At 39.7% G+C, this 26,085-nt stretch carries 27 protein-coding genes; 14 read left to right on the top strand and 13 right to left on the bottom strand.

Annotation, left to right across the window (positions count from 1 at the left end; genetic code table 11):
• Window positions 1-75 precede the first annotated feature (75 nt).
• From P1X15_RS28315 to P1X15_RS28290, 6 genes are all read left to right on the top strand, one after another.
• The gene (locus P1X15_RS28315) at window positions 76-924 is read left to right on the top strand and encodes a MoxR family ATPase (RefSeq protein ID WP_277341495.1); all 849 of its coding nucleotides are present in this window, start codon (window positions 76-78) and stop codon (window positions 922-924) included.
• A gap of 13 nt (window positions 925-937) precedes the next feature.
• The gene (locus P1X15_RS28310) at window positions 938-2,146 is read left to right on the top strand and encodes a VWA domain-containing protein (RefSeq protein WP_277341494.1); all 1,209 of its coding nucleotides are present in this window, start codon (window positions 938-940) and stop codon (window positions 2,144-2,146) included.
• 57 nt (window positions 2,147-2,203) lie between these two features.
• Complete coding sequence (locus P1X15_RS28305; RefSeq protein WP_277341493.1) at window positions 2,204-2,908, top strand: 16S rRNA (uracil(1498)-N(3))-methyltransferase; 705 nt, start codon at window positions 2,204-2,206, stop codon at window positions 2,906-2,908.
• Between the two features lie 127 nt (window positions 2,909-3,035).
• Window positions 3,036-3,440: a LytTR family DNA-binding domain-containing protein gene (locus P1X15_RS28300; protein WP_277341492.1), complete on the top strand. Its 405-nt coding sequence runs from the start codon at window positions 3,036-3,038 to the stop codon at window positions 3,438-3,440.
• A 100-nt stretch (window positions 3,441-3,540) separates the two neighbouring features.
• Complete coding sequence (locus tag P1X15_RS28295; RefSeq protein WP_277341491.1) at window positions 3,541-4,212, top strand: DUF4159 domain-containing protein; 672 nt, start codon at window positions 3,541-3,543, stop codon at window positions 4,210-4,212.
• A gap of 136 nt (window positions 4,213-4,348) precedes the next feature.
• Window positions 4,349-5,146 (top strand): acyl-CoA desaturase, encoded by a 798-nt coding sequence (locus tag P1X15_RS28290; protein WP_277341490.1) that lies wholly within the window; start codon window positions 4,349-4,351, stop codon window positions 5,144-5,146.
• Window positions 5,147-5,218: 72 nt separating this feature from the next.
• On the opposite strand, the gene P1X15_RS28285 is transcribed toward P1X15_RS28290, so the two are convergent.
• Entirely contained in the window at window positions 5,219-5,749 is a 531-nt protein-coding gene (locus tag P1X15_RS28285) for a 5' nucleotidase, NT5C type (RefSeq protein WP_028664705.1), read from the bottom strand.
• Between the two features lie 148 nt (window positions 5,750-5,897).
• Between P1X15_RS28285 and P1X15_RS28280 the strand changes: the two genes are divergently transcribed.
• Complete coding sequence (locus P1X15_RS28280) at window positions 5,898-7,736, top strand: gliding motility-associated C-terminal domain-containing protein (protein WP_277341489.1); 1,839 nt, start codon at window positions 5,898-5,900, stop codon at window positions 7,734-7,736.
• A gap of 58 nt (window positions 7,737-7,794) precedes the next feature.
• Here the strand turns inward: P1X15_RS28280 and sucC are convergent, their stop codons facing one another.
• The gene (gene sucC / locus P1X15_RS28275; protein ID WP_277341488.1) at window positions 7,795-9,018 is read right to left on the bottom strand and encodes an ADP-forming succinate--CoA ligase subunit beta; all 1,224 of its coding nucleotides are present in this window, start codon (window positions 9,016-9,018) and stop codon (window positions 7,795-7,797) included.
• Window positions 9,019-9,319: 301 nt separating this feature from the next.
• Here sucC and P1X15_RS28270 point away from each other — a divergent pair, with 301 nt between their 5' ends.
• Window positions 9,320-10,033, top strand: a complete 714-nt coding sequence (locus P1X15_RS28270; protein ID WP_277341487.1) for a DUF1361 domain-containing protein — start codon at window positions 9,320-9,322, stop codon at window positions 10,031-10,033.
• 6 nt (window positions 10,034-10,039) lie between these two features.
• Here P1X15_RS28270 and P1X15_RS28265 read toward each other — a convergent pair whose 3' ends face one another.
• From P1X15_RS28265 to P1X15_RS28245, 5 genes are all read right to left on the bottom strand, one after another.
• Window positions 10,040-10,816, bottom strand: a complete 777-nt coding sequence (locus P1X15_RS28265) for a class I SAM-dependent methyltransferase (protein WP_277341486.1) — start codon at window positions 10,814-10,816, stop codon at window positions 10,040-10,042.
• Between the two features lie 146 nt (window positions 10,817-10,962).
• Window positions 10,963-12,126, bottom strand: coding sequence for a serine hydrolase (locus P1X15_RS28260; protein ID WP_277341485.1), 1,164 nt, complete (start codon window positions 12,124-12,126; stop codon window positions 10,963-10,965).
• Complete coding sequence (locus tag P1X15_RS28255; RefSeq protein WP_277341484.1) at window positions 12,123-13,322, bottom strand: acyltransferase; 1,200 nt, start codon at window positions 13,320-13,322, stop codon at window positions 12,123-12,125. Before P1X15_RS28255 ends, P1X15_RS28260 begins: the two co-directional genes overlap by 4 nt.
• A gap of 124 nt (window positions 13,323-13,446) precedes the next feature.
• Window positions 13,447-14,526, bottom strand: a complete 1,080-nt coding sequence (locus P1X15_RS28250; RefSeq protein WP_277341483.1) for a serine hydrolase — start codon at window positions 14,524-14,526, stop codon at window positions 13,447-13,449.
• A gap of 104 nt (window positions 14,527-14,630) precedes the next feature.
• Window positions 14,631-15,350 carry a GntR family transcriptional regulator gene (locus P1X15_RS28245; protein WP_277341482.1) on the bottom strand — a complete coding sequence of 240 codons (720 nt, stop codon included), beginning with the start codon at window positions 15,348-15,350 and terminating at the stop codon, window positions 14,631-14,633.
• A 96-nt stretch (window positions 15,351-15,446) separates the two neighbouring features.
• Between P1X15_RS28245 and nuoK the strand changes: the two genes are divergently transcribed.
• The 3 genes from nuoK (at window position 15,447) to P1X15_RS28230 (ending at window position 17,949) form a co-directional block, all read left to right on the top strand.
• Window positions 15,447-15,761, top strand: a complete 315-nt coding sequence (gene nuoK / locus P1X15_RS28240) for an NADH-quinone oxidoreductase subunit NuoK (protein ID WP_028664711.1) — start codon at window positions 15,447-15,449, stop codon at window positions 15,759-15,761.
• A gap of 83 nt (window positions 15,762-15,844) precedes the next feature.
• Window positions 15,845-17,134: a GWxTD domain-containing protein gene (locus P1X15_RS28235; protein ID WP_277341481.1), complete on the top strand. Its 1,290-nt coding sequence runs from the start codon at window positions 15,845-15,847 to the stop codon at window positions 17,132-17,134.
• A gap of 8 nt (window positions 17,135-17,142) precedes the next feature.
• Entirely contained in the window at window positions 17,143-17,949 is an 807-nt protein-coding gene (locus tag P1X15_RS28230) for a sugar phosphate isomerase/epimerase (RefSeq protein WP_277341480.1), read from the top strand.
• An 80-nt stretch (window positions 17,950-18,029) separates the two neighbouring features.
• Here P1X15_RS28230 and sppA read toward each other — a convergent pair whose 3' ends face one another.
• Window positions 18,030-19,787: a signal peptide peptidase SppA gene (gene sppA / locus P1X15_RS28225; protein ID WP_277341479.1), complete on the bottom strand. Its 1,758-nt coding sequence runs from the start codon at window positions 19,785-19,787 to the stop codon at window positions 18,030-18,032.
• Window positions 19,788-20,098: 311 nt separating this feature from the next.
• On the opposite strand from sppA, the gene P1X15_RS28220 reads away from it, so the two are divergent.
• The 3 genes from P1X15_RS28220 (at window position 20,099) to P1X15_RS28210 (ending at window position 22,023) form a co-directional block, all read left to right on the top strand.
• Window positions 20,099-20,413 (top strand): hypothetical protein, encoded by a 315-nt coding sequence (locus tag P1X15_RS28220; protein WP_277341478.1) that lies wholly within the window; start codon window positions 20,099-20,101, stop codon window positions 20,411-20,413.
• Window positions 20,392-21,054, top strand: a complete 663-nt coding sequence (locus tag P1X15_RS28215) for an ATP-binding cassette domain-containing protein (protein WP_277341477.1) — start codon at window positions 20,392-20,394, stop codon at window positions 21,052-21,054. Before P1X15_RS28220 ends, P1X15_RS28215 begins: the two co-directional genes overlap by 22 nt.
• Window positions 21,055-21,216: 162 nt before the next feature.
• Window positions 21,217-22,023, top strand: coding sequence for an enoyl-ACP reductase (locus tag P1X15_RS28210; protein WP_028664717.1), 807 nt, complete (start codon window positions 21,217-21,219; stop codon window positions 22,021-22,023).
• A gap of 72 nt (window positions 22,024-22,095) precedes the next feature.
• Here the strand turns inward: P1X15_RS28210 and P1X15_RS28205 are convergent, their stop codons facing one another.
• From P1X15_RS28205 to P1X15_RS28185, 5 genes are all read right to left on the bottom strand, one after another.
• The gene (locus P1X15_RS28205) at window positions 22,096-22,791 is read right to left on the bottom strand and encodes a DUF1080 domain-containing protein (protein WP_277341476.1); all 696 of its coding nucleotides are present in this window, start codon (window positions 22,789-22,791) and stop codon (window positions 22,096-22,098) included.
• A gap of 135 nt (window positions 22,792-22,926) precedes the next feature.
• Entirely contained in the window at window positions 22,927-23,487 is a 561-nt protein-coding gene (locus P1X15_RS28200; protein WP_277341475.1) for a YceI family protein, read from the bottom strand.
• Window positions 23,488-23,500: 13 nt separating this feature from the next.
• The gene (locus P1X15_RS28195; RefSeq protein WP_277341474.1) at window positions 23,501-24,415 is read right to left on the bottom strand and encodes a DUF5777 family beta-barrel protein; all 915 of its coding nucleotides are present in this window, start codon (window positions 24,413-24,415) and stop codon (window positions 23,501-23,503) included.
• A gap of 59 nt (window positions 24,416-24,474) precedes the next feature.
• The gene (locus P1X15_RS28190; RefSeq protein ID WP_277341473.1) at window positions 24,475-24,975 is read right to left on the bottom strand and encodes a ubiquinol-cytochrome c reductase iron-sulfur subunit; all 501 of its coding nucleotides are present in this window, start codon (window positions 24,973-24,975) and stop codon (window positions 24,475-24,477) included.
• Between the two features lie 174 nt (window positions 24,976-25,149).
• Window positions 25,150-26,061: a DUF72 domain-containing protein gene (locus P1X15_RS28185; RefSeq protein ID WP_277341472.1), complete on the bottom strand. Its 912-nt coding sequence runs from the start codon at window positions 26,059-26,061 to the stop codon at window positions 25,150-25,152.
• Window positions 26,062-26,085: the final 24 nt, after the last annotated feature.

The following is a 26,085-nucleotide window of genomic DNA, read 5'->3' as shown; positions in this document are numbered from 1 at the left end:
TCTTGTTTTTACTCAAAAAGAAAAAATGATACGCCTAAAAAGCTTAATTTGCGACTGTATAAAGAATGATAGTTTATGACTCCCTCTTTTGAAGGTACCGAAAAATACGTTGCTACGCGCGAGTTGGCCGTGGCGGTCAATGCCTCAGTAAGTTTACAAAAACCCCTACTAATCAAAGGCGAGCCAGGGACTGGCAAAACCATGTTGGCTTATGAAGTATCAAAAGCTTTGGGTAAACGGCTCATTACGTGGCATGTCAAATCTACCACTACGGCGCATCAGGGCTTGTATGAATATGATGCTGTATCACGTTTACGAGACTCACAGCTAGGTGATAAACGAGTATATGAGGTCGAAAACTACATCAAAAAAGGAAAACTATGGGAGGCTTTTGAGTCTGAGGAGCAGGTGGTGTTGCTGATTGACGAAATTGATAAAGCTGACATAGAATTTCCGAATGATTTGCTCCAAGAACTCGACCGCATGGAGTTTTTTTGTTATGAACTCAACCGAACTATTTCTGCCAAGCAGCGACCTATCGTGATTATTACTTCCAACAATGAAAAGGAGCTTCCTGACGCATTTTTGAGAAGATGTTTTTTTCATTTTATCCGTTTTCCTGACCGAACCACCATGCAGCAGATTGTGGAGGTGCATTATCCTGAGCTTGACAAAGAACTGCTGGAACGTGCTTTAAAAGCATTTTTTGCCGTAAGAGAAGTCAAAGCCCTCAAGAAAAAGCCTTCTACTAGTGAGCTTATTGACTGGATAAAACTCCTTGTATGGGCTAAAGTATCTTCCGACGATCTCAAAGATTTGGAGACGATGCCTGAAGTGCCACCGTTTTTAGGAGCTTTATTGAAAAACGAACAAGACCATGACTTGTATGCTGCTCTCCGAGCCAAAGGGTTTAAACCTTACTAACTTTCACTAAGCTATGTTTCTTGATTTCTTTTTGTTGCTCAAAAAACACGCCCTACCTGTCTCGGTAGGCGAATATCTCGTGTTGTTGGAAGGTTTGAAAAAACAAATTGTCGATATGAGTGTGGAAGAGTTTTATTATTTCAGCCGAACAGCCCTCATCAAAAATGAAATGCACTATGATTTGTTTGACCGACTTTTTACGGAATATTTCAAAAATGCGCAGTCGGTACAAACCAAAATACTTGATACCAATCTTCCACCCGAATGGTTTGAAAATGCGCTAATGCGTGAGCTCACAGAAGAAGAAAAGGCTCTAATTGAGCGTATGGGAGGATTAGACAAGCTATTTGAAAGGTTTCAAGAATTGCTCCAAAACCAAAACGAACGACACGATGGTGGTAATACTTGGATAGGTACGGGCGGTACTTCGCCTTTTGGTTTCAATGGATACAATCCTGAGGGATTTCGACTAAAAGGCCCTTCTTCTGGCAACCGAACGGCGGCTAAGGTTTGGGAAAATAGGGAGTATAAAAACTACGACGAAGAGGTAGAACTCAATACCCGCAACATAAAAATGGCCTTACGTCGCCTTCGTATCTTGACCCGTGAAGGAAGAGAAGAAGAACTTGACATGGATGCCACTATCGAAGGTACAAGCCGAAATGGCGGCATCTTGGATATACACCTCCACCCTTCTCGTAAAAACAACGTTAAAGTATTGTTGCTATTGGATGTGGGTGGGTCTATGGATGACCATATCGAATTGTGTTCAGAGTTGTTTTCGGCAGCAAAGTACCAATTCAAACATCTTGAGCATTATTATTTTCATAATTGTGTTTATGAAACTTTATGGCGTGACAATACCCGTCGTAGTACGAGAGTGCCTACTTTGGAGGTATTACATAAATACAACAAAGATTATAAAGTGATTTTTGTGGGGGATGCTTCTATGGCTTCGTATGAAATTACTCATGCCAAAGGTAGTGTAGAGCACTACAATGAAGAAGCAGGAATCGTGTGGCTTAATCGCTTCAAAGAGCAATATCCGCATTTGGTATGGCTCAATCCTGTCACAGTGGCAGATTATTGGCAATACACCCATAGCATTAGTATCATTCGTGAATGGACCGACAATCGGATGTTTCCCCTCACATTGGCAGGACTTACTCAAGCCATGAAGTGTTTGAAAAATCCTAAAATAAAGTTTGAGAATAAAGTTTAATAGTTTCAAGCAAATCGTTGCTAAGATTATATCATTTCCCCAATTATAGTGTTTTATATGCATTTGTTTTATCAACCCAACTTCTCCGAAATCACTGCCCTCACCGACGACGAAGCCTTTCATGCGGCCAAAGTATTAAGGCTGCGTCAGGGAGAAAGCGTACAAGTCACAGACGGTAAAGGAAGCTGGTACGAAGCCGTGGTTCAATCAAGTACTCCTAAAAATTGTATTCTTAACGTTACAAATCAAATACTCCAACCACCACGAAAATACCATATTGAAATAGCACTTGCCCCCACCAAAAATATAGATCGTATTGAGTGGTTTGTGGAAAAAGCCACGGAGATAGGTATTGATAAAATATCGTTTTTTTATACCAAACACTCCGAACGAAAGACGCTAAAATTGGAACGTATCCATAAAATAGCTGTATCTGCGATGAAGCAATCTTTGCAAGCGTATCTACCGGAGATAGTAGAAGTAGGAGATTTTGAGAAATGGATTGTGAGGCAATCCGATACCAATACTCAAAAATGGATAGCTCATTTACCCGAAAACGAAGTCCCTCTTCACTTACTCAAAGCGGCTACCTCCGGGGAGCGCTATACTGTATTGATTGGACCCGAAGGCGATTTTACAGCTTCTGAAATTGAACTAGCCCAAATACATGGATTTAGGATGGCGACACTAGGAAATACCCGTTTACGCACCGAAACGGCAGCTTTGGCTGCTTGTCAGGTATTACACCATGTCAATCTCTAATACGCTTCAAGAATAAATTCGCCACGGTTCACTTGCTTAATAACACGATTCACTACTTCTTATTTGATTTGAGGGGGAGAGATGTATCACCTTTGAAGCATCAAAAACAATCTAATACTCTCCCGTTATGTTACAGCCACAACTCTTGCCTTTACCACTTGTAGAAAAAAAATCAGTTCATCGCCTCTGTTTACACGTAGGAGGGATTGTCAGAATGATGGATACCCAAAACATCATGTATCTGCAATCTGAAGTAAACTACACGCGTTTTTTTACCAAAGATGGAAAGGCTTATTTGGAAGCAAAAACCCTCAAGCACTTCAATGGCGTATTGGAAGGCTCCGATTTTATCAGAATTCATAAGTCATTTTTAGTAAACAAAAACTTTATTGTTGAAATGACGCCCGAATTTGTCGAATTGCGCAACGGAGTACAGTTGCCTGTATCACGCCGCAAACGACGGGTATTGAAAAAAAACCGAGCAATCACTTCCGTTTTTTCTTCTTTTATCAAAATGGATAAGTGGTACTAAATTTGATAGAGATTCGTTGTAATTGTTGCACAAACTTGCGTATTAGATTAGTTTGCGTTAAGTTAGTGAAACGGTTTGAAACCCTCAGACAAAGGCTACAATGAATCTCAAAAAATCAATTTTATCCACCTTAATTATCATCCTAGGGATATTGTCGGCGGCTCATGCACAGTATGCCTACAAAATTGCAAAACTCAAATATGGCGGCGGAGGTGATTGGTATGCCAACAAAACTTCCATGCCTAATTTGATTAAATTTTGTAATCAAAACCTACGAATGAATATTTTTCCTGAAGAAGATATTGTAGAGCCAGGTAGCCCTGATTTGTTTTCCTATCCTTTTATTCACCTTACTGGACACGGAAATGTACTATTTTCGGATTCAGAAGCTCGTAACCTCCGCAAATACCTGATTTCGGGTGGATTTCTGCATTTAGATGATAATTATGGCTTAGATAAATATATTCGCCGTGAAATGAAAAAGGTATTTCCCGAACTAGAGTTTGTGGAAATACCTTTTTCGCATCCTGTATATCACCAAAAATTTCAATTTCCTAATGGGCTCCCAAAAGTACATGAGCATGATTCTAAGTCTCCACAGGGCTTTGGATTGTTTTGGGAAGGAAGGTTAGTTTGTTTTTATAGTTATGAGTGTGATTTAGGAAATGGGTGGGAAGATCAGAGTGTATACAACGACCCTGAAGAACTACGTCAGCAGGCTTTGCGAATGGGCGCCAATTTGGTACAATATGCACTTACTGTAAATCAATAAATTAATTACCCTATTGATTTGATTCAAACCCAAAACGCAAGGAAGCGAAATTTCGCCTCAAAAAGGTTGTTTCTACCAAAAGGTTTCCTTAGTTTTGTACAAGTTTAAAATCATTAAAAATAACCTACTTCATTACATGTACGTAGTTTTGGCCGCTTTTTTTGGGCACTGGTATCTTTCTTTATTTTGTCAGACGTTTTTTTTGCATCGCTATTCTGCCCATAAGATGTTTACGATGAATAAGTTTTGGGAGAAGTTTTTCTACGCCCTTACTTACATTTCGCAAGGGTCTTCTTACCTAAGCCCTCGTGCGTATGCTATCTTGCACCGTATGCACCACGCTTTTAGCGATACCGATAAAGACCCTCACTCTCCTCATCATACCGAAAATGTATTTACGATGATGTGGAAAACAAAAGATCTTTATAACGCAGTTTTGAATCGTAAAGTCAAAGTAGAAGCTCGTTTTGAGCGTGATTATCCTTATTGGGAAAAACTCGAAAAACTAGGCGATTCGTGGATTTCACGTTTAGGATGGGGGATTTTATACTCGTTGTTTTATGTTTTTGCCTTCATTTATTTAGATATGCATTGGGCATTTTTCTTGTTGTTGCCTATTCATTATTTAATGGGACCCGTGCATGGGGCTATCGTCAATTGGAGTGGTCATAAATACGGTTACCAAAATTTTGATAACAAAGACGAATCAAAAAATTCCCTTGTTTTTGACTTATTGATGATGGGAGAGTTGTTTCAAAACAACCATCATAAACTTCCAAATCGTGTCAATTTTGGTACTAAATGGTTTGAGTTTGATCCTACTTACCCAGTGATTAAGTTTTTGAGTTGGACCAAAATCATCAAAATGAAAGAATCGAAGGTAGGGGTGGAAGTGCCTAAACCAAAAGAAGCTTCACCTACGCATTTGTTTTAGCAATAAATATCAAGGTACAAAACAAAAGCCCGACGCATTCGCGTCGGGCTTTTGTTTTGTAGTCAATCAATCTCAACCCAAAAGTTGCAAGATTTCTTCCCAATTCATGACACGTTGGTAGGCTGTTTCTTCGAGATTATGAGCAGCGTTAAAAAGTAAACCCTTTCCTTTAAAGGTTTTTAAGTTGCGGGGCATATCGTCGATAAGGTAGTCTCCAGACAAAACACTTTTGTCGCCACAAAATACAATGTGGGTCCAAGGAATAAAATCGAAATATTGGCGTAGCCAATCATACTTTTCGCGGAAAGAATTGGGAAACTCTAGGGCGGCAGTAGCTACAAAAATTTCATATTTCTTGCTCAACTCAAGCACAGCTTCGCGGGCATTGGGGATGAGCGGAATATCGCTAAAAAAACCTGGAGCTTGGATAATATGATAAAGACGTTGGCTCAGTTCAGTTGAAAGGATTTGATGAAATGCTACTTTGTTAAAAGCTTCGCGTGAAAGACCAGTTTCAAACTCGTTGAAAACAATATCGGCGAGTTTGTCGTGCGTAGCAGCTAATACATCGTCTTGGTCTAAAATGAGGCGGGGTTTTGACATAAAATGATAGAAGATTGTTTACTATCTCAACCACGAAGATTTTTGAATAATTCCACTTTTTGACAATTGTTGTAAGGAAGTCTATTTTAGTCCCAACATAAGTTCTTGATTTATTGTTATTTTTGTCAAAAGACTCATCTTGTTTGGTATGTCAAGGCGCTTCCTTTTAATTGGTTTTTACTGGGTACTCTACTTTATTTTATCAGCTAAAGCAGCTGCCAAAATAGCTCATGAAACTACAAGAGTATGCAATACCAATGTAAGCAAGCCCATTACTTTTGTTTCTAAAGTAGGGCAACCTCAAAAAAGGCTTCAAACCACTATATGCTATGATAGTACTGTGCAGCTCAATGCAAGTGGTTTTTTAGCAAACAGTACATTTCAATGGACTCTCAACGATGTTTTGATTCCAAACGCTAAAGATTCGATTTTGATAGTTACAAATAATCGAATTGGAAATTATAAATGCTTGGTTTCGACACCTCTTTATTGCCCCGAAATGGTAGTTACGCTCGGAGTTGAGCTTGCTCTTTTTCCTAAACCTAATATTAGTATTTCAGAGGGAAATCTGACAGGCAATCCTTGCCAAGGTGGAACGGTCAAATTAAGTGCAGCTGTAAGTGGAGATGGAGCCTTTTTTTACCAATGGCTTTTTGAAAATCGACCTGTCCTAAGTGCTACTTCCAATACTTTGGAAGCAGTGGAGACGGGAAATTATAGCTTGAAAATAACTGATCCCCACGGTTGTGGTTATCTTTCGTCTTCTTCTATTGTAATCACAAATACTCCTCCCAAAGCAGATTTGAAAGCTGCAAGAGCAGGGTTTTGTAAAGGGAGTAAAGTCACTCTAAACGCTACTCATGGGCGGACATATATCTATCAGTGGTACCTTAATGGACAGCCTATCAATGGTATTAAAGATTCACTAATAGCTACACAACCAGGAGTTTATAAGGTAAAAGTAACTGCTCCTAACAATTGCACCACCGACTCGGAGGATGTAAAAGTGATTCAATATGAAGAACCTGTAGTGGAAATAGAGGCTAGCGGCAAAGAGCTTTGTCCGGGGGCTTCGCTCTTGCTCAAAGCAAAAGGTAAGGATTTGAAAGCTTTTGAATGGCTGCTAAATGGACAGCTACTACAAGGACAAACACAAGCCCAAGTTGTGGCAACTCAAGCGGGGAAATACACAGTGGCAGTCAGAGATACCAATCGCTGTACTGCTGTTTCTAGCGTATTTGAAGTCTCAATGGTAGATAAAATGATCGTCAAGATGGATTCCATTCCCCCCTTTTGTAGTGAGATAATGAAGCCTGTCAAATTGAGGGGGAGTCCTGAAGGAGGGACATTTTCGGGAAGAGGCGTGGTAGATGGGGTATTTGATCCTATTAAAGCTGGAAAAGGAATGCATACTATTGTGTACGCCTTAAACGGTCCAGTAGAGTGTTTGAATGGACAAGCAGAACAGACCGTAGCAGTGGTGGCACCGGCCAAAGTAGAGCTGGGTGAAAAGCGTAGTTTGATAAGAGGTGCAAAATTAAAGATTGATATTGATTTAGGAGAAGGATATACCTATCAATGGACGCCCTCATCAGGTATCGAAAATGCGATGAGTTTGTCTCCTATTTTCAGCCCTGAAACTACTACAATGTATCATTTAAAAGCTATTGGACCAGTAGGCTGCTTGGCTGAGGATAGCGTACTGATTGAGGTATTAGGGCCCTTGTATATTCCAGACGTATTTACTCCCAATGGTGACGGGCAAAATGACTTGTGGATATTAAAAGGATTAGATCAATATCCAGAGATAGAAGTGATGGTGCTTAATAGATGGGGAGAAGTGGTATTTTTTGGTAAAGGAGATACTCAACTGCCTTTTGATGGTACATTTCAAGATAAGCCTCTTCCTGTTGGAGTATATAGTTATATGATAAAAACGCCTTCTCATCAGTATGAATGGCGCGGGAAAGTATGGCTTATGAGGTAAATAAAAAAGCAACTGACAGAGAGAGCTATCAGTTGCTTTTTTATTTTAAAAGATATTACTATAATCCCAAAGATTTCAACACTTCGGTTACTTTAGCAGCAGCTTCTTTAAACTCGATAGCAGAGTAAACTTTCAAGCCAGATTCATTGATGATACGTGCTCCTTCTTCGGCGTTGGTACCTTGCAAGCGCACAATGATTGGTACCGGAATATCGCCAATGGCTTTGTAAGCCTCCACAACCCCCGTTGCTACGCGGTCACACCGCACAATTCCACCGAAGATATTGATAAGAATCGCTTTAACGTTAGGGTCTTTTAAGATAATACGGAAACCCGCTTCCACTGTTTTGGCATTTGCTCCACCTCCTACATCAAGGAAGTTGGCAGGCTCACCGCCCGAAAGCTTGATTAAATCCATTGTACCCATGGCCAAGCCAGCGCCATTGACCATACAACCTACATTACCGTCAAGCTTAACGTAGTTGAGGTTGTTTTCGCCTGCTTCTACTTCAAGAGGATCTTCCTCATTAGTATCACGCATATTGGCAAGGTCTGCATGGCGAATCAGGGCATTATCGTCCAAATTAACTTTGGCATCAATGGCCATGATTTTGTCATCAGAAGTTTTGAGTACGGGGTTGATTTCAAACATCGCCGCATCAGACTCCCAATATGCAGTATAAAGAGCCGAGACAAACTTGACCATTTCTTTGAAGGCATTGCCTGACAAACCAAACGCAAAAGCGATTTTACGAGCTTGGAAAGGCTGAAGGCCTACGCGAGGGTCTACCCATTCTTTGATGATTTTTTCGGGAGTATGTTCTGCTACTTCTTCAATGTCCATACCACCTTCAGTACTTGCCATGATTACGGGGCATCCTTTGGCACGGTCAAGCAAAATAGAAATATAATACTCTTTAGGATCAGAAGCGCCAGGATAATAAGCGTCTTCGGCCAAGAAAATTTTGTTTACACGCTTGCCCTCAGGGCCAGTTTGGTGTGTTACTAGAATATGTCCTAAGAGGTTTGTGGCAATTTCGCGTACTTGGTCGGGCGATTTAGCTACTTGTACACCACGTTGTTCTAAACCTTGGATTTTTCCTTTACCACGTCCACCCGCGTGAATTTGAGATTTCACAACAACGAACTTTGAACCAGTACGTTCGGCGATGCTACGATATGCTTCAACAGCCCGTTCTGGAGTATCTACTACGATGCCGTCTTGCACACGCACACCGTACTTTTTGAGTATTTCTTTACCTTGATATTCGTGAATATTCATATAGGTATTTTGGGTGAGTTGGTGAGATTTTTATTTTCCGTGCCAAATTACAGAAAATAACTGAATGGAAATAGGATTTTTTAGGTTTTAGCCTAGGTACAGTTTCTAAATACTTGCAAGGCTTAGCTTCTTCTCAAGCAGAAAAAAGGAAAATAAGAAGGAGGAAAACTTGGTTTGTTCTCTTAAAAAGAAAATATTAGATTTATCCTAGGATTTTGGATGATTACACAAACTTTTTAGTTGTATTGTTAAAATCAGGATGGATTTTGGGCGTTCTTTATACAACCAAAACATTTATATTTTGCTCAAACGTTTAATTGATCGATTGTGGAAATACCATCTCAGTATCGCTGAGCCACCTATTATTACGTTAGAAGGACTTTATCCATTACTCCTACTGTTATTGATGAGTATGGTAGCTCTCACGTACCACATGATTAGGATTCAATTCAAAGAAGCGGTAGATTTTTCGTTGGACTGGAATCTTTTTTTAAGTTGGATGCCCCTTTTGGTAGCTTTTGTGGTAGATGTTTCTGTCAAAAGATTTGGAGCATTGCCCTTATGGGTAGGAGTGTGGAGTGTGGTATGGGTACTGTTTTTTCCAAATGCACCTTATATGATTACCGATTTGGTGCATCTTTCGGTAGATATGGGCAGCGACCTTACCTACCACGACATGATTATGCTATTTTTCTATGCCGAAGTAAGTCTTTTCAATGGACTAGTATCATTGTATTGGATGCACCGGTCTTGGCAAAAGACTTATAATAAAAATATTGGCAATGCACTTTTGTTGGTAAGTTTGCCATTAGCTGGCTTTGGAATTTACCTAGGTCGAATCAGAAGGTGGAATAGTTGGGATATTCTTCACAATCCTCAAGAGCTTTTCAACGCTATCTTACAGAGTTTGACTGACAGAACAGCGTTGATTTTAAGCTTTGAGTTTGGATTATTGCTAGGAATACTATACTTAGTATTATGGGCCGTTTTACGTTTTCGGGTACGGCCCCGTTAGAGAGTCTTATACCTGCAGCATTACAATGCTTGTACCACCTATGTGTTTAACTCCTTTAAATAAAGGGTCATTTTTATAGAATTCATTAAGTGCATCCCGGACTCCCTCCCAGTTAGTGTAATCGTGCCATAAGATGATTCCGCCTTTTTTGACGAGTTTAAGGGCGCGATCTGTATCACTAAGTACATATTCATAGGCATGAGAGCCATCCACAAACATCAAATCGATGGAATTGTAATAGGGTGAAAAATCAAAAGTAGCCGAGTCTCCAAACAATTGTTGGATATTTTTTTTGGCAGGATGATTTAAGAAACGCCCTCCAGATTGGGTTTTCTTTACATAGGCCTCTTCCGTTTTTTCGATTTGCATTTTGGTATTGCCAAGGTCTGCGGCCGGGAGATCCAAAGTGAAAATTTGAGCGTTGGGAGCGTTAAGAGCTATGTTTAGGGTAGTACGCCCCTCAAAAGTTCCAATTTCAAAAATCCTTTGAGGTTGATACTTTTGAATAATTTGGCAAATAACTTTCAGTTCAAACTCAGTGATATGTCCAAAACCACATTCATCGACGCCTTCATAAATGGCTTTGTCGTTGCCATTGATTTCTAATACGTCCGTTTTAGGAATGATATAGGGGTCGATTGGAAAAGCATGAGGATCCTGGTGATTATAGACATTATACAAGTCCATTAATCGTTTTCTTTCGGTAGGATTGAAGAAGCTTGTAGTAAAGGTATATGCCAAACGACGCGTTGTACCAAGATATAACTTGATGAAATCGACCATGATGTATTTACGTAAATGGGGTAAATTGATATTAGAAAAAGACGACAAAGATAGTGCCTTTATTTTAGAAGTAATAAAAAACATATTAAAAACAGCTTGCTATTTCATAATGTTAGCTAATTCACTAAGAAAGCAAAAGCAGTTTATTATAGATTATTTTGGACTAATTCTCTAAAGGCTAGGTTAGATTGGTAGGTTTTATCAAAGCCAGCTTGGGTAAAAATGATTCCAAAATATCCCTTGTTTCTATTTACCCAGGGATGAACCCCCAGCGCACTAGGGCTACTCACCTCTATCGCCGTGCCAGAGCTATAATTATAACGCCAAAGGCCTAAACCATACAATCGATTCATTGAGCCTGTTTGGTCTTTTTCCATTTCATTTATAGATGCCTCTGACAACACTCTAGTGCCTTTGTATACGCCTTTAGCATGAATCATGGCTAAAAATTTCACATATTCATTCAAAGAGCAAACGGCGCCAGCACCAGCATGGGGATTCATGGGGGCATTGGGATTAAACACTACATTTTTCATTTCGCATTTATTTGCGATTCTTTCTTCAAAAATTGTCTTCCATGTTTTTGCCTCGACAACTTCGGCAATTCGAGCGGCTATCTTATAAGCAGTACTTCCATACAAAACAGCTTTTCCAGGAGGGAATAAAAGTTGGGTATAGATGGCAATAGAGTCTACAGCAGCTTCAAGGGTAATATTGTCTCGTTCATCGAATGGAGAGTCAGTAATGATGCCCGATGTATGGCCAAATAGCTGCCGTATAGTGATGTCTCCTTTTCCGTATTTGCTAAAAATGGGTAAATAACCTCCTATTTTATCATCTAGCTTGAGTTTCTTTTCATCAACTAGACTCATTATAACAGCGGCAGTAAGCCATTTTGATGAGGATGCTATCCGAAGTGCATTGTCTTCCGAATATATACCTTGCTTGTAAGAATATACTAAAGAGTCCCCATTATGAATGAAGACCATGATGTTGTTGTCATAGTTAGAACTATTGTTTCTAATAAAATTATCGAGCTTTTGGTAAAGGGTTGGAGGGGGGGTAGGGTTGTCTGGTTTTTTTGTCGTATCAGGTTTAGTAGGAGGGACTTTGATGGTATCTTTAGAACCCGTATCGGTAGGATCTTTAGGAATTATTATACTAGTATCAGGCTTAGTAGGGTTTTCTTTTAACGGATCATCAATCCTTGAAGGAGGAAGTTCACTAATTGGAGTAGATTCTGGATAATCAAATATCCCACATCCCCACATTCCTGCTAGTAGGATAAATATTAAAAACACTTGTTTCATGTTACATTATTTTGTCTTGTTTTCCTAAGCTGACTTCTATACCTTAAAAAAGGGATTTCAATATAATTGTACATCACAAAGGAGACCGCATAGATTGAGATGTAACAGCCCACTAACAGCATAAATTGAATTCCACTTATGTAAAGGTATTTTTTTTGGATATACAAAAAAAGCTCAATGATTAAAAAATGGATAAGATAGAATGAATATGAAGTCAAACTTATATTAGTAACTACTTTGAGGAGGGTTTTATTTTGGGGGGGAGGGATTAAAGCTGCGAGAGGTATCATTAGCGCGAAAGAGATGCTAAAGAGAGGAAGAAGAAATATATCAGTAAGATAGTTTGAGTGGATATTGATGACTTCCATAGCAAATATAAAATAGCTTAGACCTAGACATATGACTCCTAACCCAAATAAGTACTTCGCTTGCTTGGTAGAGATACTTTGCTTTAGACTGAATAATAACGCTATGATACAGCCATAAGCAATTGCGTCAATTCTAAACGGAACGATTTTGCGCATGGTATCCCAGTCGCCAGCATGATTCAGAAATATTTTCCAGCTAGGAAAGACCCAGCCTTTTTGGATAAGGTTTGCTAAAAGTGGCGTTTGATATGAATAATAAAGAGCAAATTTTGAGACTAATCCAAATATTATAAAAACCAGTATACCTGCCCAAAATACTCTACCTTTGGTTAACTTAGGCACAATTTTATGAATAGCAAATAATACCAAAGGGAAGGTTAGATAGAACCATTCTTCAACCGCTAAGCTCCAAGAATGAGGGAAAAAATAGGGGACTGGGGTAATTATATTTTGGCAAAAGAATAGGTATGTCAGTGCTTTTAAACCAAAATGAGGAGTGAAAATAAAATATATGAGAAGGGAAGCAAAATAAGCAGGTAAAGTTCTTAGCCATCTATTTATCCAAAAAAAACAAATTGCCGACCAAGAAACTGCTGGAGAAAATAAAGTATTTAATATAATACGTCCTATCAGAAAGCCACTTAAAGTAAAAAAGGCCTCCACTCCAAACCCCATCCAAGCAAAATAAGGGAATTGTTGTTTTAAGGGATTGAGATCAATTGAATGAGACAAGAACACCATTATAATGGAACAGGCTCTCATTAAATCTAATCCAAATTGTCGACTGGTAGAGTCTTTTTCGAGTAAGGTATTGTTAAGTTCAGGCATGGAAAAAAGTATACACTAAGTTTCAAATAAACTTAACATGTACCAATTTTCAAAATCATGTACACATTACAGGGTAAAAATGTTATCTACTGGCTATTTTTTTCCAATAGATAACATTTTTTAGCTATAACTTAGATTTTACAATACCTCTAAACGTAAGATTATAATTGATTGTTTTATCAAAACCCGCCTGTGTAAATATTATTCCAAAATAGCCTTTTTCTCTATTTACCCAAGGGTGAACCCCCATTGCGCTAGGGCTACTTACCTCTCTCGCAATATTATTTAAAATATCATACCGCCATACACCTAGCCCATAGAAAGTGTCAATACCGTTTGATTGATCTAGCTCCATAGTTTTGACAGCTGCTTCGCTAAGTACTCTTACATTTTTGTATTTTCCAAAGCCATGTATCATTGATAGAAACTTAATGTAGTCATTCATGCTTCCCCTTACGCCAGCACCAGCATGAGGGTTGGGAGTAGTACCATAGGAGGTATTAATCATCTCACATTTGGTGGCAATCCTTTCTTGGAAGATTTGTTCCCACGGTTTTCCTTCTACAATTTCGGCAATTCGAGCTGCAATTTTGTAAGCACTACTTCCGTATCGAGCTTGCGTGCCAGGACTAAATAACAGATCTGTATAAATCGCAATTGAATCTATAGCTGCTTGTAAGGATATTTCGTCTCGTTGGTCAAAGCGAGTATCCACCTGAATACCAGATGTATGGGAAAAAATTTGTTTGATAGTTATATTGCCTTTGCCATGATCGTTAAATGAGGGTATATACTGGCCTACATTATCGGTCAGACTTAGTTTGTTTGCATCCACTAAACTCATAATAACTGCTGCAGTGAGCCATTTAGTAGCTGAGGCGATTGGAAGTGCTTCATCTGCCGAATATTGTCCTCGTTCATATTTATAATACATAGTATCATTCGATACATAAGCTAGTAAATTGTTGTCATAATTACTGCTATTTTCATTAAGATAATCATCAAACTCGCGAAAGCTTTTTTGGACTTTTTCTTGGGGAACTGGCGTGGTGGTGTCAGGGGGAGGGGGCGTGTATTTTATCTTTTTTGCAGTGATAACAGGACACAGAGTCACACAATTATTATTCTGGGCGCTGCTTTCAATGGCTACACTCAACAATAAAATAAATAGCCAGAAATGATTGTGTTTTTTTAACGTTGTCATGGTTTTACAACATGATTGGGTTAGAGATGCTTACTATTGTAAATCGGTTCTAAGTGTTTACAATAGCCTTGCCTCAATTATCATGCCAAAACCAATACAGTTAATTAAAACCGCCCTTTCAGTAAATACTTGTCGGTACAAGCATAAAGAGACGAATAAATATTAAGATGAGGACGATTTGTTTCGATACACTTTTCTAATCTTAATACAGGGGTATTGGGCTTTATCTGCATCATTCGTGAAAGAGCTTCATCAGCTAAAGTAGCCCACACTTTCTCTTCGCCACGTTTTACGATGATACTATATCGTTTACGAAGGGTGTCAAACAATGACTTATTTTCGAGTTTAAGCTTATGAAATTGAGGGACTTCTTCGGCAGGAAGAGCAATTTTTTCAAAAAAAATAACTTCGTTATTAACAAATCGCAACCGTTCGAAATAGTAGTATGGGCGCTGAGGTTGAGCTGATACAAACAAAAAATCGGCAGGGAATACCTTTAGAATCGGCTTCTGAACTATTTCGGTGCGAATCGCCGCCGCATCTACGAGTTGATCCGTATGGTGTGGCTGAATTGATAGCATTCCTAGCCCAATCGGTACTGGCTGTACAATACTGCCTTTTCCTTGGAATTTCTTGATAAAACCTTCTTCGGCGAGCATCGAAAGTGCCTGACGGACCGTCGGTTGAGTAAGGTTGTAGGCTTGTTGAAGCTCTTTTTCGGAAGGTAGGAGGCTCCCAATTTCATACACGCCTTGCAGTAATTGTTGGCGAAGCGTCTCGTATAAATGTTGATAATGAGGAATGCGGGCAATTACTTCAGACATAGGTTAATGTATTTGAACAACCAACAAAGAAATATAAGAAACAGCTTAATTTAAAGATTAGGCTGTTATTTTGAATATTTTTCTTAACATTGCAACATGCAACCAATCGTTCCTATCCACTATTTTCTTCTAGTTGCGGCAGCTCTTTTTAGCATAGGTCTGGCCGTGATGGTGACCAAACGCAACGCGATAGCAGTACTAATAGGCTTGGAGTTGGTGCTCAATGCCGTAAATCTCAATTTGATAGCTTTTGCGCAGTATGACCCTGTCCAATCTGCGGGCCAAATGTTTGCGCTTTTCGTCATTGTAGTGGCGGCGGCAGAATCGGCAGTGGCATTGGCAATATTATTGAAAGTATATCGATACTATCAAACTACTGATTTGGATAATATAAGTTCAATGAAAAAATAGCTTTTTATTACGCTATTCACTCAACTTTGTCGTTTAATAAAAGAATTAAGAAGATTTTTTCTTCTATTACCAGCAACAAGCCCATGAAGCGTTTTGTATATTTTTTTATATTGATTACACTCTGCCACCTTGTTCAGGCACAGCAAAGTTCTAAGTCACGGTCAAAAAGAAAAAATGATAAGACCACAAGCACGACGGTTTCGAACGGGACCGAAGATATTACCATTTTGGGAATAAAAAGTAAATTTCTCAATAAAGACTCTAGTGTAGCGGTAATATACATGCGAATAGATCTGTCTCGCATCAACAACATGCCAGTTCGGTGGAAAGAGTTTGCTGACAAGTATACCGTTAATTATGTGATTTATCCTGATTTTGCTTCACGAGAGCGTTTGGGATATGGCAATATAGCCCTCAATGAACAAAATGTGATTCAGGTAGGGGCGGCCAAATTTATGGTTAATTTTGAAGTGAAACGCCCCACAAACTACGCCCATGCTATCATGCTAGCTGAGGTGTCGGAGATAGGTACTACTAAGAAAGTACTAAATGACTTGCAGTTGAGGTTTAAAGACAATAAACTGAGTGACAGGTATACACTATTTGAAAAGACTGCGCAAGTGCCTTTGCTTCAAAATTATATCAATGCCAACGACACCTTAGTGGTAAAAGATGTAAACAATACGAAGAAGACACTCTTTGTTTCACGTTATCGTTATGATTTCGATCCAGCTACTTCTCCTATGAATACCAATCCCCGCAATGCACCTCGTACGTTGGGAGTAGATAGTACTTTTATGATTATGGCCAATACCCCTGTTTCTTTCAAGGAAGAAGGTTTGTATTTTATGATGGAAGATACAACCGACGCTACAGGAATAGGTCTAGTAATAACCAATAAGCGGTTTCCAAAAATGACACGGCCCGCCGAATTGATAAGACCTGTCATGTATATGAGTCAAAGCCAAGAAATTAATGAGTTTTTGGCTACCAAAGATCCTAAAAAGTCTCTAGATAGATATTGGCTTTCACTTATGAATGGTAATGCTGATTTGGCGAAGCGTACCATCAGTGCTTTTTATCATCGAGTAGAAGAAGCCAATCGGTTATTTACAACTTATAAAGAAGGTTGGAAAACGGATAAAGGAATGATTTTTATCATTATGGGTTCGCCAGATCGTGTACAACGCAGCAAAGACCGAGAGGTATGGGTGTACTCGCAAAGGGCTAATTTCTCAGAAATCAATTTTACTTTTAATCGACGTCCTAATCAATTTGTGGACGATCATTATGAACTTCAACGCTACGTCGAATATCAGCCTATTTGGTACCCTATGGTGGAGGCTTGGCGCACGGGGGCTGTAAGAGATTAAAAAATACAATGCTCATAAAGTTTTTTTGTCCGACTTGGGGGCTTGAAGCTCTTTCGTTGGAAGAGGCTGCAAAAAAAGTAAAAGTAGCCGGATACGATGGGATGGAGATAGCTACTGCTCCTGACAAAGCTGCGGAGGCCATAACCGTCATGAAATCTCATGGCCTCGACACTATATTAATGGCTTTTGGGGGTGGAAACAACTTCCCCGAGCACAAAGCTAAATATAAGGCTGATTTAGAAAAAATCGCCGCTTCCAAGCCAATTCTTATCAATTGTCATACGGGTAAAGATTATTTTTCGCACGAACAAAATTGTGAACTAATTCAGGTGGCGTTTGATGTGCAACAAAAGACAGGCGTTCCAATTCTTCACGAAACTCATCGAGGGAGGTTTACGTATAGTGCTCCTGCTACGCAACATTATTTTGTGACTTTTCCCGAACTTCGTCTCACCGGAGATTTTTCTCACTGGGTCAATGTATCGGAGTCTTTGCTAAACGACCAAGTAGAAAATATGGAGCGAGCTATAAAACATGCCGACCATATTCATAATAGAGTAGGGCACCCTGAAGGTCCCCAAGTCAATGACCCTCGTGCTCCGGAATGGAAATCGTGCGTAGATGCTCATTTGGTTTGGTGGGATAAAATTGTGGAAACTCACCGCAAAAAAGGCACTAAAGTATTGACGATTACTTCAGAATTTGGCCCCGCACCAGGTTATTTGCAGACCTTGCCCTATACCAACCTCCCCGTGGCAAGTCAGTGGGATATCAATGTATATATGAAAGATTTGTTGAAAGAACGTTATCAATAAGAATTGAAGGCATAACCCAAAAAGAAATGGTTGGTGAATCGTTCACCAACCATTTCTTTTTGAGAAAAATATTGTCCGTATTATTTGATATTGATGTCGAAAGGCATACGAGCTTGTGTTCCTTCCATTTGCTGCAATTTTTTGAGTGTTTTGAGATAAGGGGCAAAATCACCAAGTTGTTTTTGGAGCATTTGCTCTTCGGCATCACCAGTGATTTTGTTCATAAACTGCTCAAACACATTTTTTTGCGCAGGAAATTTGATACGATATTCTCCTTCTTTCAATTTGGCGGCTTGCGCTGCTACTTGAATCGCTTTGTCCAATCCCCCAAATTCATCAATCAGGCCATTGGCTTTGGCTTCTCTACCCGACCACACTCTGCCTGAGGCCAAAGATTGAAGTTTAGCAAGAGGCATTTTTCGCCCTTCAGCGGCTTTACGGGTGAAGGTTGCATAGATATTTTCGGTACTTTTCTGAAGACGATTGTTTTCAAAAGGAGTCATATCTCGGGTTACACTCGGCCAATCTGCATGAGTATTGGTATTGACACGGTCGAAAGTGATTCCCAATTTATTTTTAAAAGTGTTTTCAAAATTGAATAAAACACTGAATACTCCGATTGAACCCGTGATAGTGTTGGGCTGGGCTACGATTTTATCACATCCCATTGCCATATAATACCCTCCCGAGGCTGCTACATCCGACATAGACGCAATCACAGGTTTTACTTTTCGGGTAAGTTGGATTTCGCGCCACATTACATCCGAAGCTAGAGCGCTACCGCCTGGAGAATTGATACGTAACACTACAGCTTTTACCTTCTTATCTTTGCGCGCTTTACGAAGCTCTTCTGCAATGGTCTCAGAGCCAATATTGCCGTCGCCACTTTTGCCTGAGTAAATAGCTCCTTCTCCGACTATTATGGCGATACGGCTATCAGAAGGGCCTTCTTTGACTTGCTTTTCGGCTTTGGCATATTTGCTAAGGCCTACAAATTTGATTTTATCGTCTTCCTTGAGGTTGAGTTCTTTACGAAGAGCTGCTTCTACTTCGTCATAATACCCCACATGAGAGACCAATTTGTATTTAAGGGCATCTTGGGGAGCATCTATCAATAAAGAATCGGCCAAATTTTTGAGCGTAGTTACAGGAACATTCCGTGATTTAGAGATATTCTCAATGGCGTGATCAAAGATATTATTGATCAAAACTTGGTTTTGAAGCTTATTAGCATCGCTCATATTTTCGCGGAAGAAAGGCTCAACCGCACTTTTATATTCGCCCACTCTAAAAACCAAGGGCTTGATTTCTAACTTATCAAGGGTTCCTTTATAAAAATCATACTCAGCACTGAGTCCGTTCCATTCCATTCCTCCGGCTGGATTGAGGTAGATTTTATCGGCTACAGAAGCTAAGTAATAGGCTTTTTCGGTCATCACTTCGCCATAGGCATATACAAACTTTTTGGATTTTTTGAAGTCCACAATGGCATCACGTACCTCTTCGGCAGTAGCCCAGCCTACGGAAGGATATTGTACATACAAATATACTCCTTTGATATTGGGGTCTAGTTTAGCATTGGCTAGCGCAGATTTGATATCATTGAGACCGAGTACATTGCCTTGCCCACCCGAAAACTCAGCGAAGGGGTTTTCGACGGCAATTTCTTGAATAGGATTGTTGAGGTCTAATTTGAGAACGGAGTTTTTATCGATACTTGCCTTATCTTCCGATGATCCTAGCATTGAGGCAATACCAATAAAAAGAAAAAAACCTAATACCGAAAAAATGAATAAACCTACGATTGTTGCAAATACGTACTTAACAAATTGCCACATATTTGGAATAATGACCGGGTCGCCGGCGCGATGGGTGAAATATTAGTTTCAAAGTATATTAAAAACAAATTTAGTACTTTGGGAGGGTATCCTAAAATGATTATGTTAAATGGTATTTTCAGGTTACGAAAGGGTATATGGTTACACGGATTTTTTAACTTTCTTGACCGTCGCAAAAGAGTTGTCTAGTTTTGGTCGGATAGGTTTACAATAGCGCGATTGAGTATATAAATAAATTCTAAAACGTTAAATAATCTTAACGCGGTTGTCTTCTAAAAAAGATAGACCTAGCTTGCCCTAAATAACGGCATATGGTCTCAATAGTATGGCTTTTCTATCGGAAGTTTTGGATTTTTACTCAAATGGCAGGTTGGGGAGGGTGGCTGATGGGAGGAATGCCCCTAGGGGAAGATATTTGGGATTTGGTAGGGGCCTTGTTTTGGCTAAAATTAGCCTCTTTTGGATTTGTGTGGTATTTCATGAATACTTTTTCGAGAGAGCAATATATGTTTTTTCAAAACTTAGGCTATACTATTAATGGCCTATTTATCAAGGCGTTTGGTCTAGATTTGGTGATTTTTTTCGGGTTAATAAGTTTGGTTCAATGGAGCATAACTGTATTTTAGAAGCTGATAGCATTGAGCTAAGCTTTGAGAGTCGTAAAATTCTCCAAAGCATTCATCTCGCGATTCCTATGGGGGCGGTGACGGCGATATTGGGTCGTAATGGGGGAGGGAAGTCTTGTTTGTTACAAATTATTTTTGGTACTCTTGAGGCTACTTATAAATCAGTCCGTTGGAATAAAATCTACCTAAAATATCCTTATCGTCAGAAAGGTTTAGTACAATACTTGCCTCAATATCCTCTGGTTCCTTCTTATTTGAGCTTGGAGGAGGGATTTAGAATGTATGGGGTAAAAATAGAGGAGACGGAATTAGGAGAACGGTGGGAGCAACAAAAGAAAAGAACTTTTGGAGAGTTTTCGGGCGGAGAAAGAAGATTTTGGGAAACCCTGATGGTGTTGTTTTCTCCTAACCAATTTGTCCTTTTGGATGAGCCTTTTTCTCACCTTTCACCTCTTTATGTAGAAGAACTTAAAAGATTGATTCAAATCCAAAAACTTCGCAAAGGAATCCTCATAACCGATCATTTGTATCGGGATGTTTTGGAAATCGCAGACCGTACCTACTTGCTCCAAAACGGCACTACTTATTTGCTTCATAACCCCTTACAAGAGCTTAAAGATAGAGGATACCTTGCCCAATAGAGGGAAGGTGATTGAGTAAAAGTAAGTGGATTGAAAAACAAAAAGCGACACAATTTGCCCAAAAATTCGTTACTTTGCTCGGTGGCAATTCCGCTGGTTGAATTGCAGTGGGTGAGCGGTTAGTGATAACTGTAAACGCAGAATAAACAATAAACTGAAAAAATGGCAAACGGAATTTTACAAGGCAAACGCGGCATCATTTCAGGTGCACTTGACGAGAACTCTATTGCGTGGAAAGTGGCTATGAAAGCCAAAGCAGAAGGCGCAACATTTACCCTTACCAATGCCCCTATTGCAATGCGTATGGGCGAAATCAAAAAATTGGCTGATGCGTGTGAGGCCGAAATCATCCCTGCTGATGCTACTTCAGTAGAAGAGATTGAGAATCTTTACAACAAATCAATAGAAGTCTTAGGCGGTAAAGTTGACTTTGTACTTCACTCTATCGGAATGTCGCCTAATATCCGTAAAGGGCGTCCCTACGGAGATTTGAATTATGACTGGTTTTTAAAAAGCGTAGATGTATCGGCTCTTTCTTTTCATAAATTTTTGCAAGTAGCCGAAAAGCTCGATGCTATCAATGAATGGGGAAGTGTAGTGGCTCTTTCTTACATGGCCGCGCAGCGTACTTTTCCGTTTTATACCGATATGGCAGAAGCCAAAGCAATGCTTGAGTCAATCGCTCGTAGCTATGGCTACCGCTATGGCAAAGCCAAAAATGTACGCGTCAATACTGTATCGCAATCTCCTACCAAGACTACCGCAGGCTCAGGTATTGGAGGTTTTGATAAGTTTTATGATTTTGCTGACAAAATGGCTCCTTTGGGCAACGCCTCGGCCGATGACTGTGCCAACTATGTAGTGATGATGTTTTCGGATTATACTCGCATGGTCACGATGCAAAACCTATTCCATGATGGCGGTTTCTCGATGACGGGAGTTTCGGAAGAAATACTTCAAGGAGAGTAGATAAATGGGGTTGTTGCCCATAAAAAAGCCAGCGTGTTTTTAGACGCTGGCTTTTTTATGGATTAAAAAATACTATAATTCCCGAATTTGGATATTACGATACCATACTTTATCGCCGTGATCTTGAAGGGCGATTTTTCCTTTTGGAAACTTACCAAAACCTTCCCAAGTTTTGAATTTGCTATTGGCTACCAATGCATCCCAGCCCGGACCGTTAGTAGGAAAGGTTACCATCTGCTTGCCGTTAAGCCAAAAAGTACCTTGGCCTTTGTAGATTTTCATTTTGGCTTTGTTCCACTCACCCGCAGGCTTAACAGCCGTCAGGTCTGCTGGCGGAATCATATCATACAATGAACCTGCTTTATGATTGCCATTTTTTCCCGCAAATGAGTCTGGATGTTTGGCATCGTCGAGTACTTGCATCTCAGGCCCTGTGCTGTAAGGGCAGCAATATTTTTTATCTTCTACTACTCCCCACATCACTCCACTATTGCCTTTTTCAGAGATTTTCCATTCCAGTTCAAGTTCAAAATTTTCGAACTCATTGTCGGTGACGAGGTCGCCACCTCCTCTACCCGTAAGTACCATTGCACCGTCTTCGATTTGCCATTTATCCGAAATCGGCTGCCCCTGTTTGTTGAAAGTATGCCAGCCTGTATAGTCTTTGCCGTTAAAAAGCTTTTGCCATTTGCCTTTTTTTTGTACAAAACCACAAGTCAAAATCAAGGTAACAGCTGCCAAAACCAAAGTTAGTTTTACTTTTTGCATAATTAATGTTAATGAAATTGAGAAAAACAAAATGAGTGGTAAGACCTTTTTAAGGTCTTACCACTCATGAAAGTATTTATATTGTCAACTATACTGTATGAATATTTGCCAAAAAAGTTTCCTTTTTTCTGCTTCTTATTTTTTTGCTACATAAGGAGTAAGGGTATAGTTGTTTTTGACCTTTATGACTTGCGCGATTTTCATGAAAACCACCTTAGGAACTTCAATATTGTGGTCGGTAAGTGATACTTCAAAGTCGGTGGTGAGATTAAGCTTATCAGGGGTTATATTGAGTTTTCCCTTAAAAGTGCGAGGCTTACTCACGCCATGAATTGTAAAATCGCCAGTAGCAGATACATCATAGATACCTGACTTAGTGAAGTCAATTTTTTCATTGATTTTCCCTTTAAAGACCGCCTTAGGGTATTTGGAGGACTCCATATAATTTTCGTTGAAGTGTTCTTGCATCAATTTGTTAGGAAAATCAAATTGTTTGATATTCATCTGCACTACGATATCGTTGTTGGTGATATTGATGATAGCTTGACCCAACTTATTGATGGCTGAGATATTTTCAACAGGAGTTTCAGAGAAAAAACTTGTCTCGCCGTTGTTAGTAGCGTAGAGATTTTGTGCTTTGATACAAATACTCAAGCTAGTTGATAATAGAAGGATTAGCGCGATTTCTTTTTTCATGGCTATTAAGTTTTTATTTATCAGAGACTTTGTTGATGCCTTTGGCGCGTTTATCAAAACTAAAAGTACGAGAAATATTAAACCCGTAGCGGATATCTCCATTTCCCCAACTACCTGCCGTATCTCCAATAAATTGCTTTTCCACCATGCCGGCGGAGTTGGTAAAGTGAAGCTGGAAGACGTGCCCCCCAGTCTCAATATCGAAGCCAATAGCCAGAGAATTTCCGTATTTTTCTCCAAGTTGATTTTGTAAATTTTGGTCTCGGAATGCCCAGTAATATTCAGCATTAAGAGAAAGACGTTTGGTAACTTTCATTCTACCACCTACTCCCAATGCCATAAGCATACGGTCTTGGGCAGCAGTGGAAACACGATTGCGATACAAGAGCGTAGGCATCAGTTGTAAAGAGAGCCGTTCGTTAAATTTACGAGCAATCAACAATTGCGTAGTGTAAGAAATCTTGTCTTGGAAGGTGAGTTCTTTGTCGATTGTCTCGACTACGGCACTTGCAAAAGCCGTAACGGTAAAAGGCATATTACGTGCTCCCGATGATTGGCGTAGGAGTTTGCCTTTGACCAAAAAATCATAGGTTTTTTGGATACTACTACGCCCGATTCCCACCATAAGGTTGTCGGTGAGGCCATATTCAAATCCCAATCGAATAGTGGAGTAATCTAGCCCAAAAAGATTGTAAGCGCCGGAATTGAGACGGTCGAAACGGTGATGAATCAAAAAATCAAGGTGATTTTTTTTTACCGTTTCGACCGAATGCCCATTAATGATACGCGTCCCTTTGAAAGTTGCAGTGGTATAGTCGACAGATTTGGTCTCGTTTTCGTCGAGCATTTTTGTTAAATCGTCTTGTGCAATAGCTGACAACGGGCTTACTAGTAAGCATATCCATAAATATCGGGCAATTCTTCTCATTTTATAAGGGGATTTTTATTTAAAACATGTACACATTAAATACTAAAAAAGATTGACTATTAAGCTTTGACGGTTAGGGTATTGCCGTCTGTACTTAATTGAGCTTGATATATCGCCAAACTGCGGGTAGCGGGTCCTACTTCTACCGCGCCTGTGGTGCTAAACTCAGAGCCATGATTACTACAGTATAAATCGTTTTGGGAAGAGCGATACGTTAGTGTAGTCCCTTCATGAGTACAGGTTTTAGACAGAGCTACGATGGTACCTTTGGCGTTAGCTATGATCACACTACCAACTATTACGAATCCTCCTGCGGTTTTAAGTCCTGAATAGGTAGAATTTGTTAAATCAAGGGTAAAACTAATTGTTCCTTTGCTTGTATCGGCATTGCCTGTAAGACCAGTAGAGCTTCCTGTACCTCCACTGTCGGGGGTTGGGTCATCGCTGCTAGTTGAACAAGCCGTAAGAGTAGTACCCATGCAATAAAATGCCATTAAGGCACTGCCACTTAGACCTAATTCACGCAAAAATTGACCTCTTTTCATGGTTGTTTCTTTCATGTCAATGGAAGTTTGAGTTGCTAAAAAATATGTTTGTACACACATTTACGAGAATAATGGGGTTTCGGTTGCGTGTACCGGACATTTTTTCCAATGTTTGCGGTGAATCATAAGAAAAATGAGGTAAAACTCAGTGGAAAGAGGAAGTTGCTCTAGTTTACTAGAAAATATAATTTAGAAAAGCGACCCTTGAATTACTTTGGGCTGAATACGAGGAGGAGTCAGAGAGAGATTGCAATGAAGGTTGAGTTGTTGTATCCAATATTTAGTAAGCTCAGGAGCTTGGTTGTTTTCGCCACAATGCACAAATATGTAAGCTGTTTGTAGACCTTGTGAAAACCATTCTTTGAAGCGTTGTACCCACGCATCTACGCGTGTGTAGTCAGTAGGGTGTAATTCGTTACCTACAAAGCGTAAGGCTGCTACCGATGAGCTAAGACTCATATGAAGTACATCGCGGCGACCTGCTACGTCAGATATGACAGTACCCATGCCTAAGTCATGCAAAAGATGAAGCGTTTTTTGCCAAATGGCAGGATTGGAAAACCAATCAGGATGACGAAACTCAACTGATATAGGAAAAGAAGGGGGGAGTTGTTTAAGAAAATTTTCTAATGCTCCAAGCTGGCGAGGGTCAAAATGAGGACCGAGTTGTAAAAATGTAGTACCGAGGTGCTCTTCTAAACCTAATACCGCGTTTGTAAAAGCGTGACTAAGTTCTTCACATTCCCTAAGCTGGCGTTCATGACTGATGACTTGAGGCCATTTAGGACAAAATTTAAACCCTTGGGCGGCAGCTTCCTTCCACCGTTTTATAGTGGCTTCATTGGGTATTTGATAATGTGTTACGTTCAGTTCAATGGTATTAAACTGTCGAGTGTAGTGGTATAAAAAGTCTTTTTCTTTGGCAGTGGTTGGATATATTTTACCTACCCATTCTTTATTTGCCCAAATGGGTGGTCCTACATAGCATTGGGGTGAAGCTTGTGGGGATAAGGAAGGAAAAACAATTTTGGAAATAAAGTCATTGTCAGATGGAAGGCTAAAGTCTACGCCTGAAATATCTTCAAGTTTTCCAAAATCCATTTTTTATTATTTGGTTGAGTTCTC

Origin of the sequence: Runella sp. MFBS21 (assembly GCF_029433105.1) — a bacterium.
Classification (GTDB): Bacteria; Bacteroidota; Bacteroidia; order Cytophagales; family Spirosomataceae; genus Runella.
This window is presented reverse-complemented; position numbering and strand designations above follow the sequence as displayed.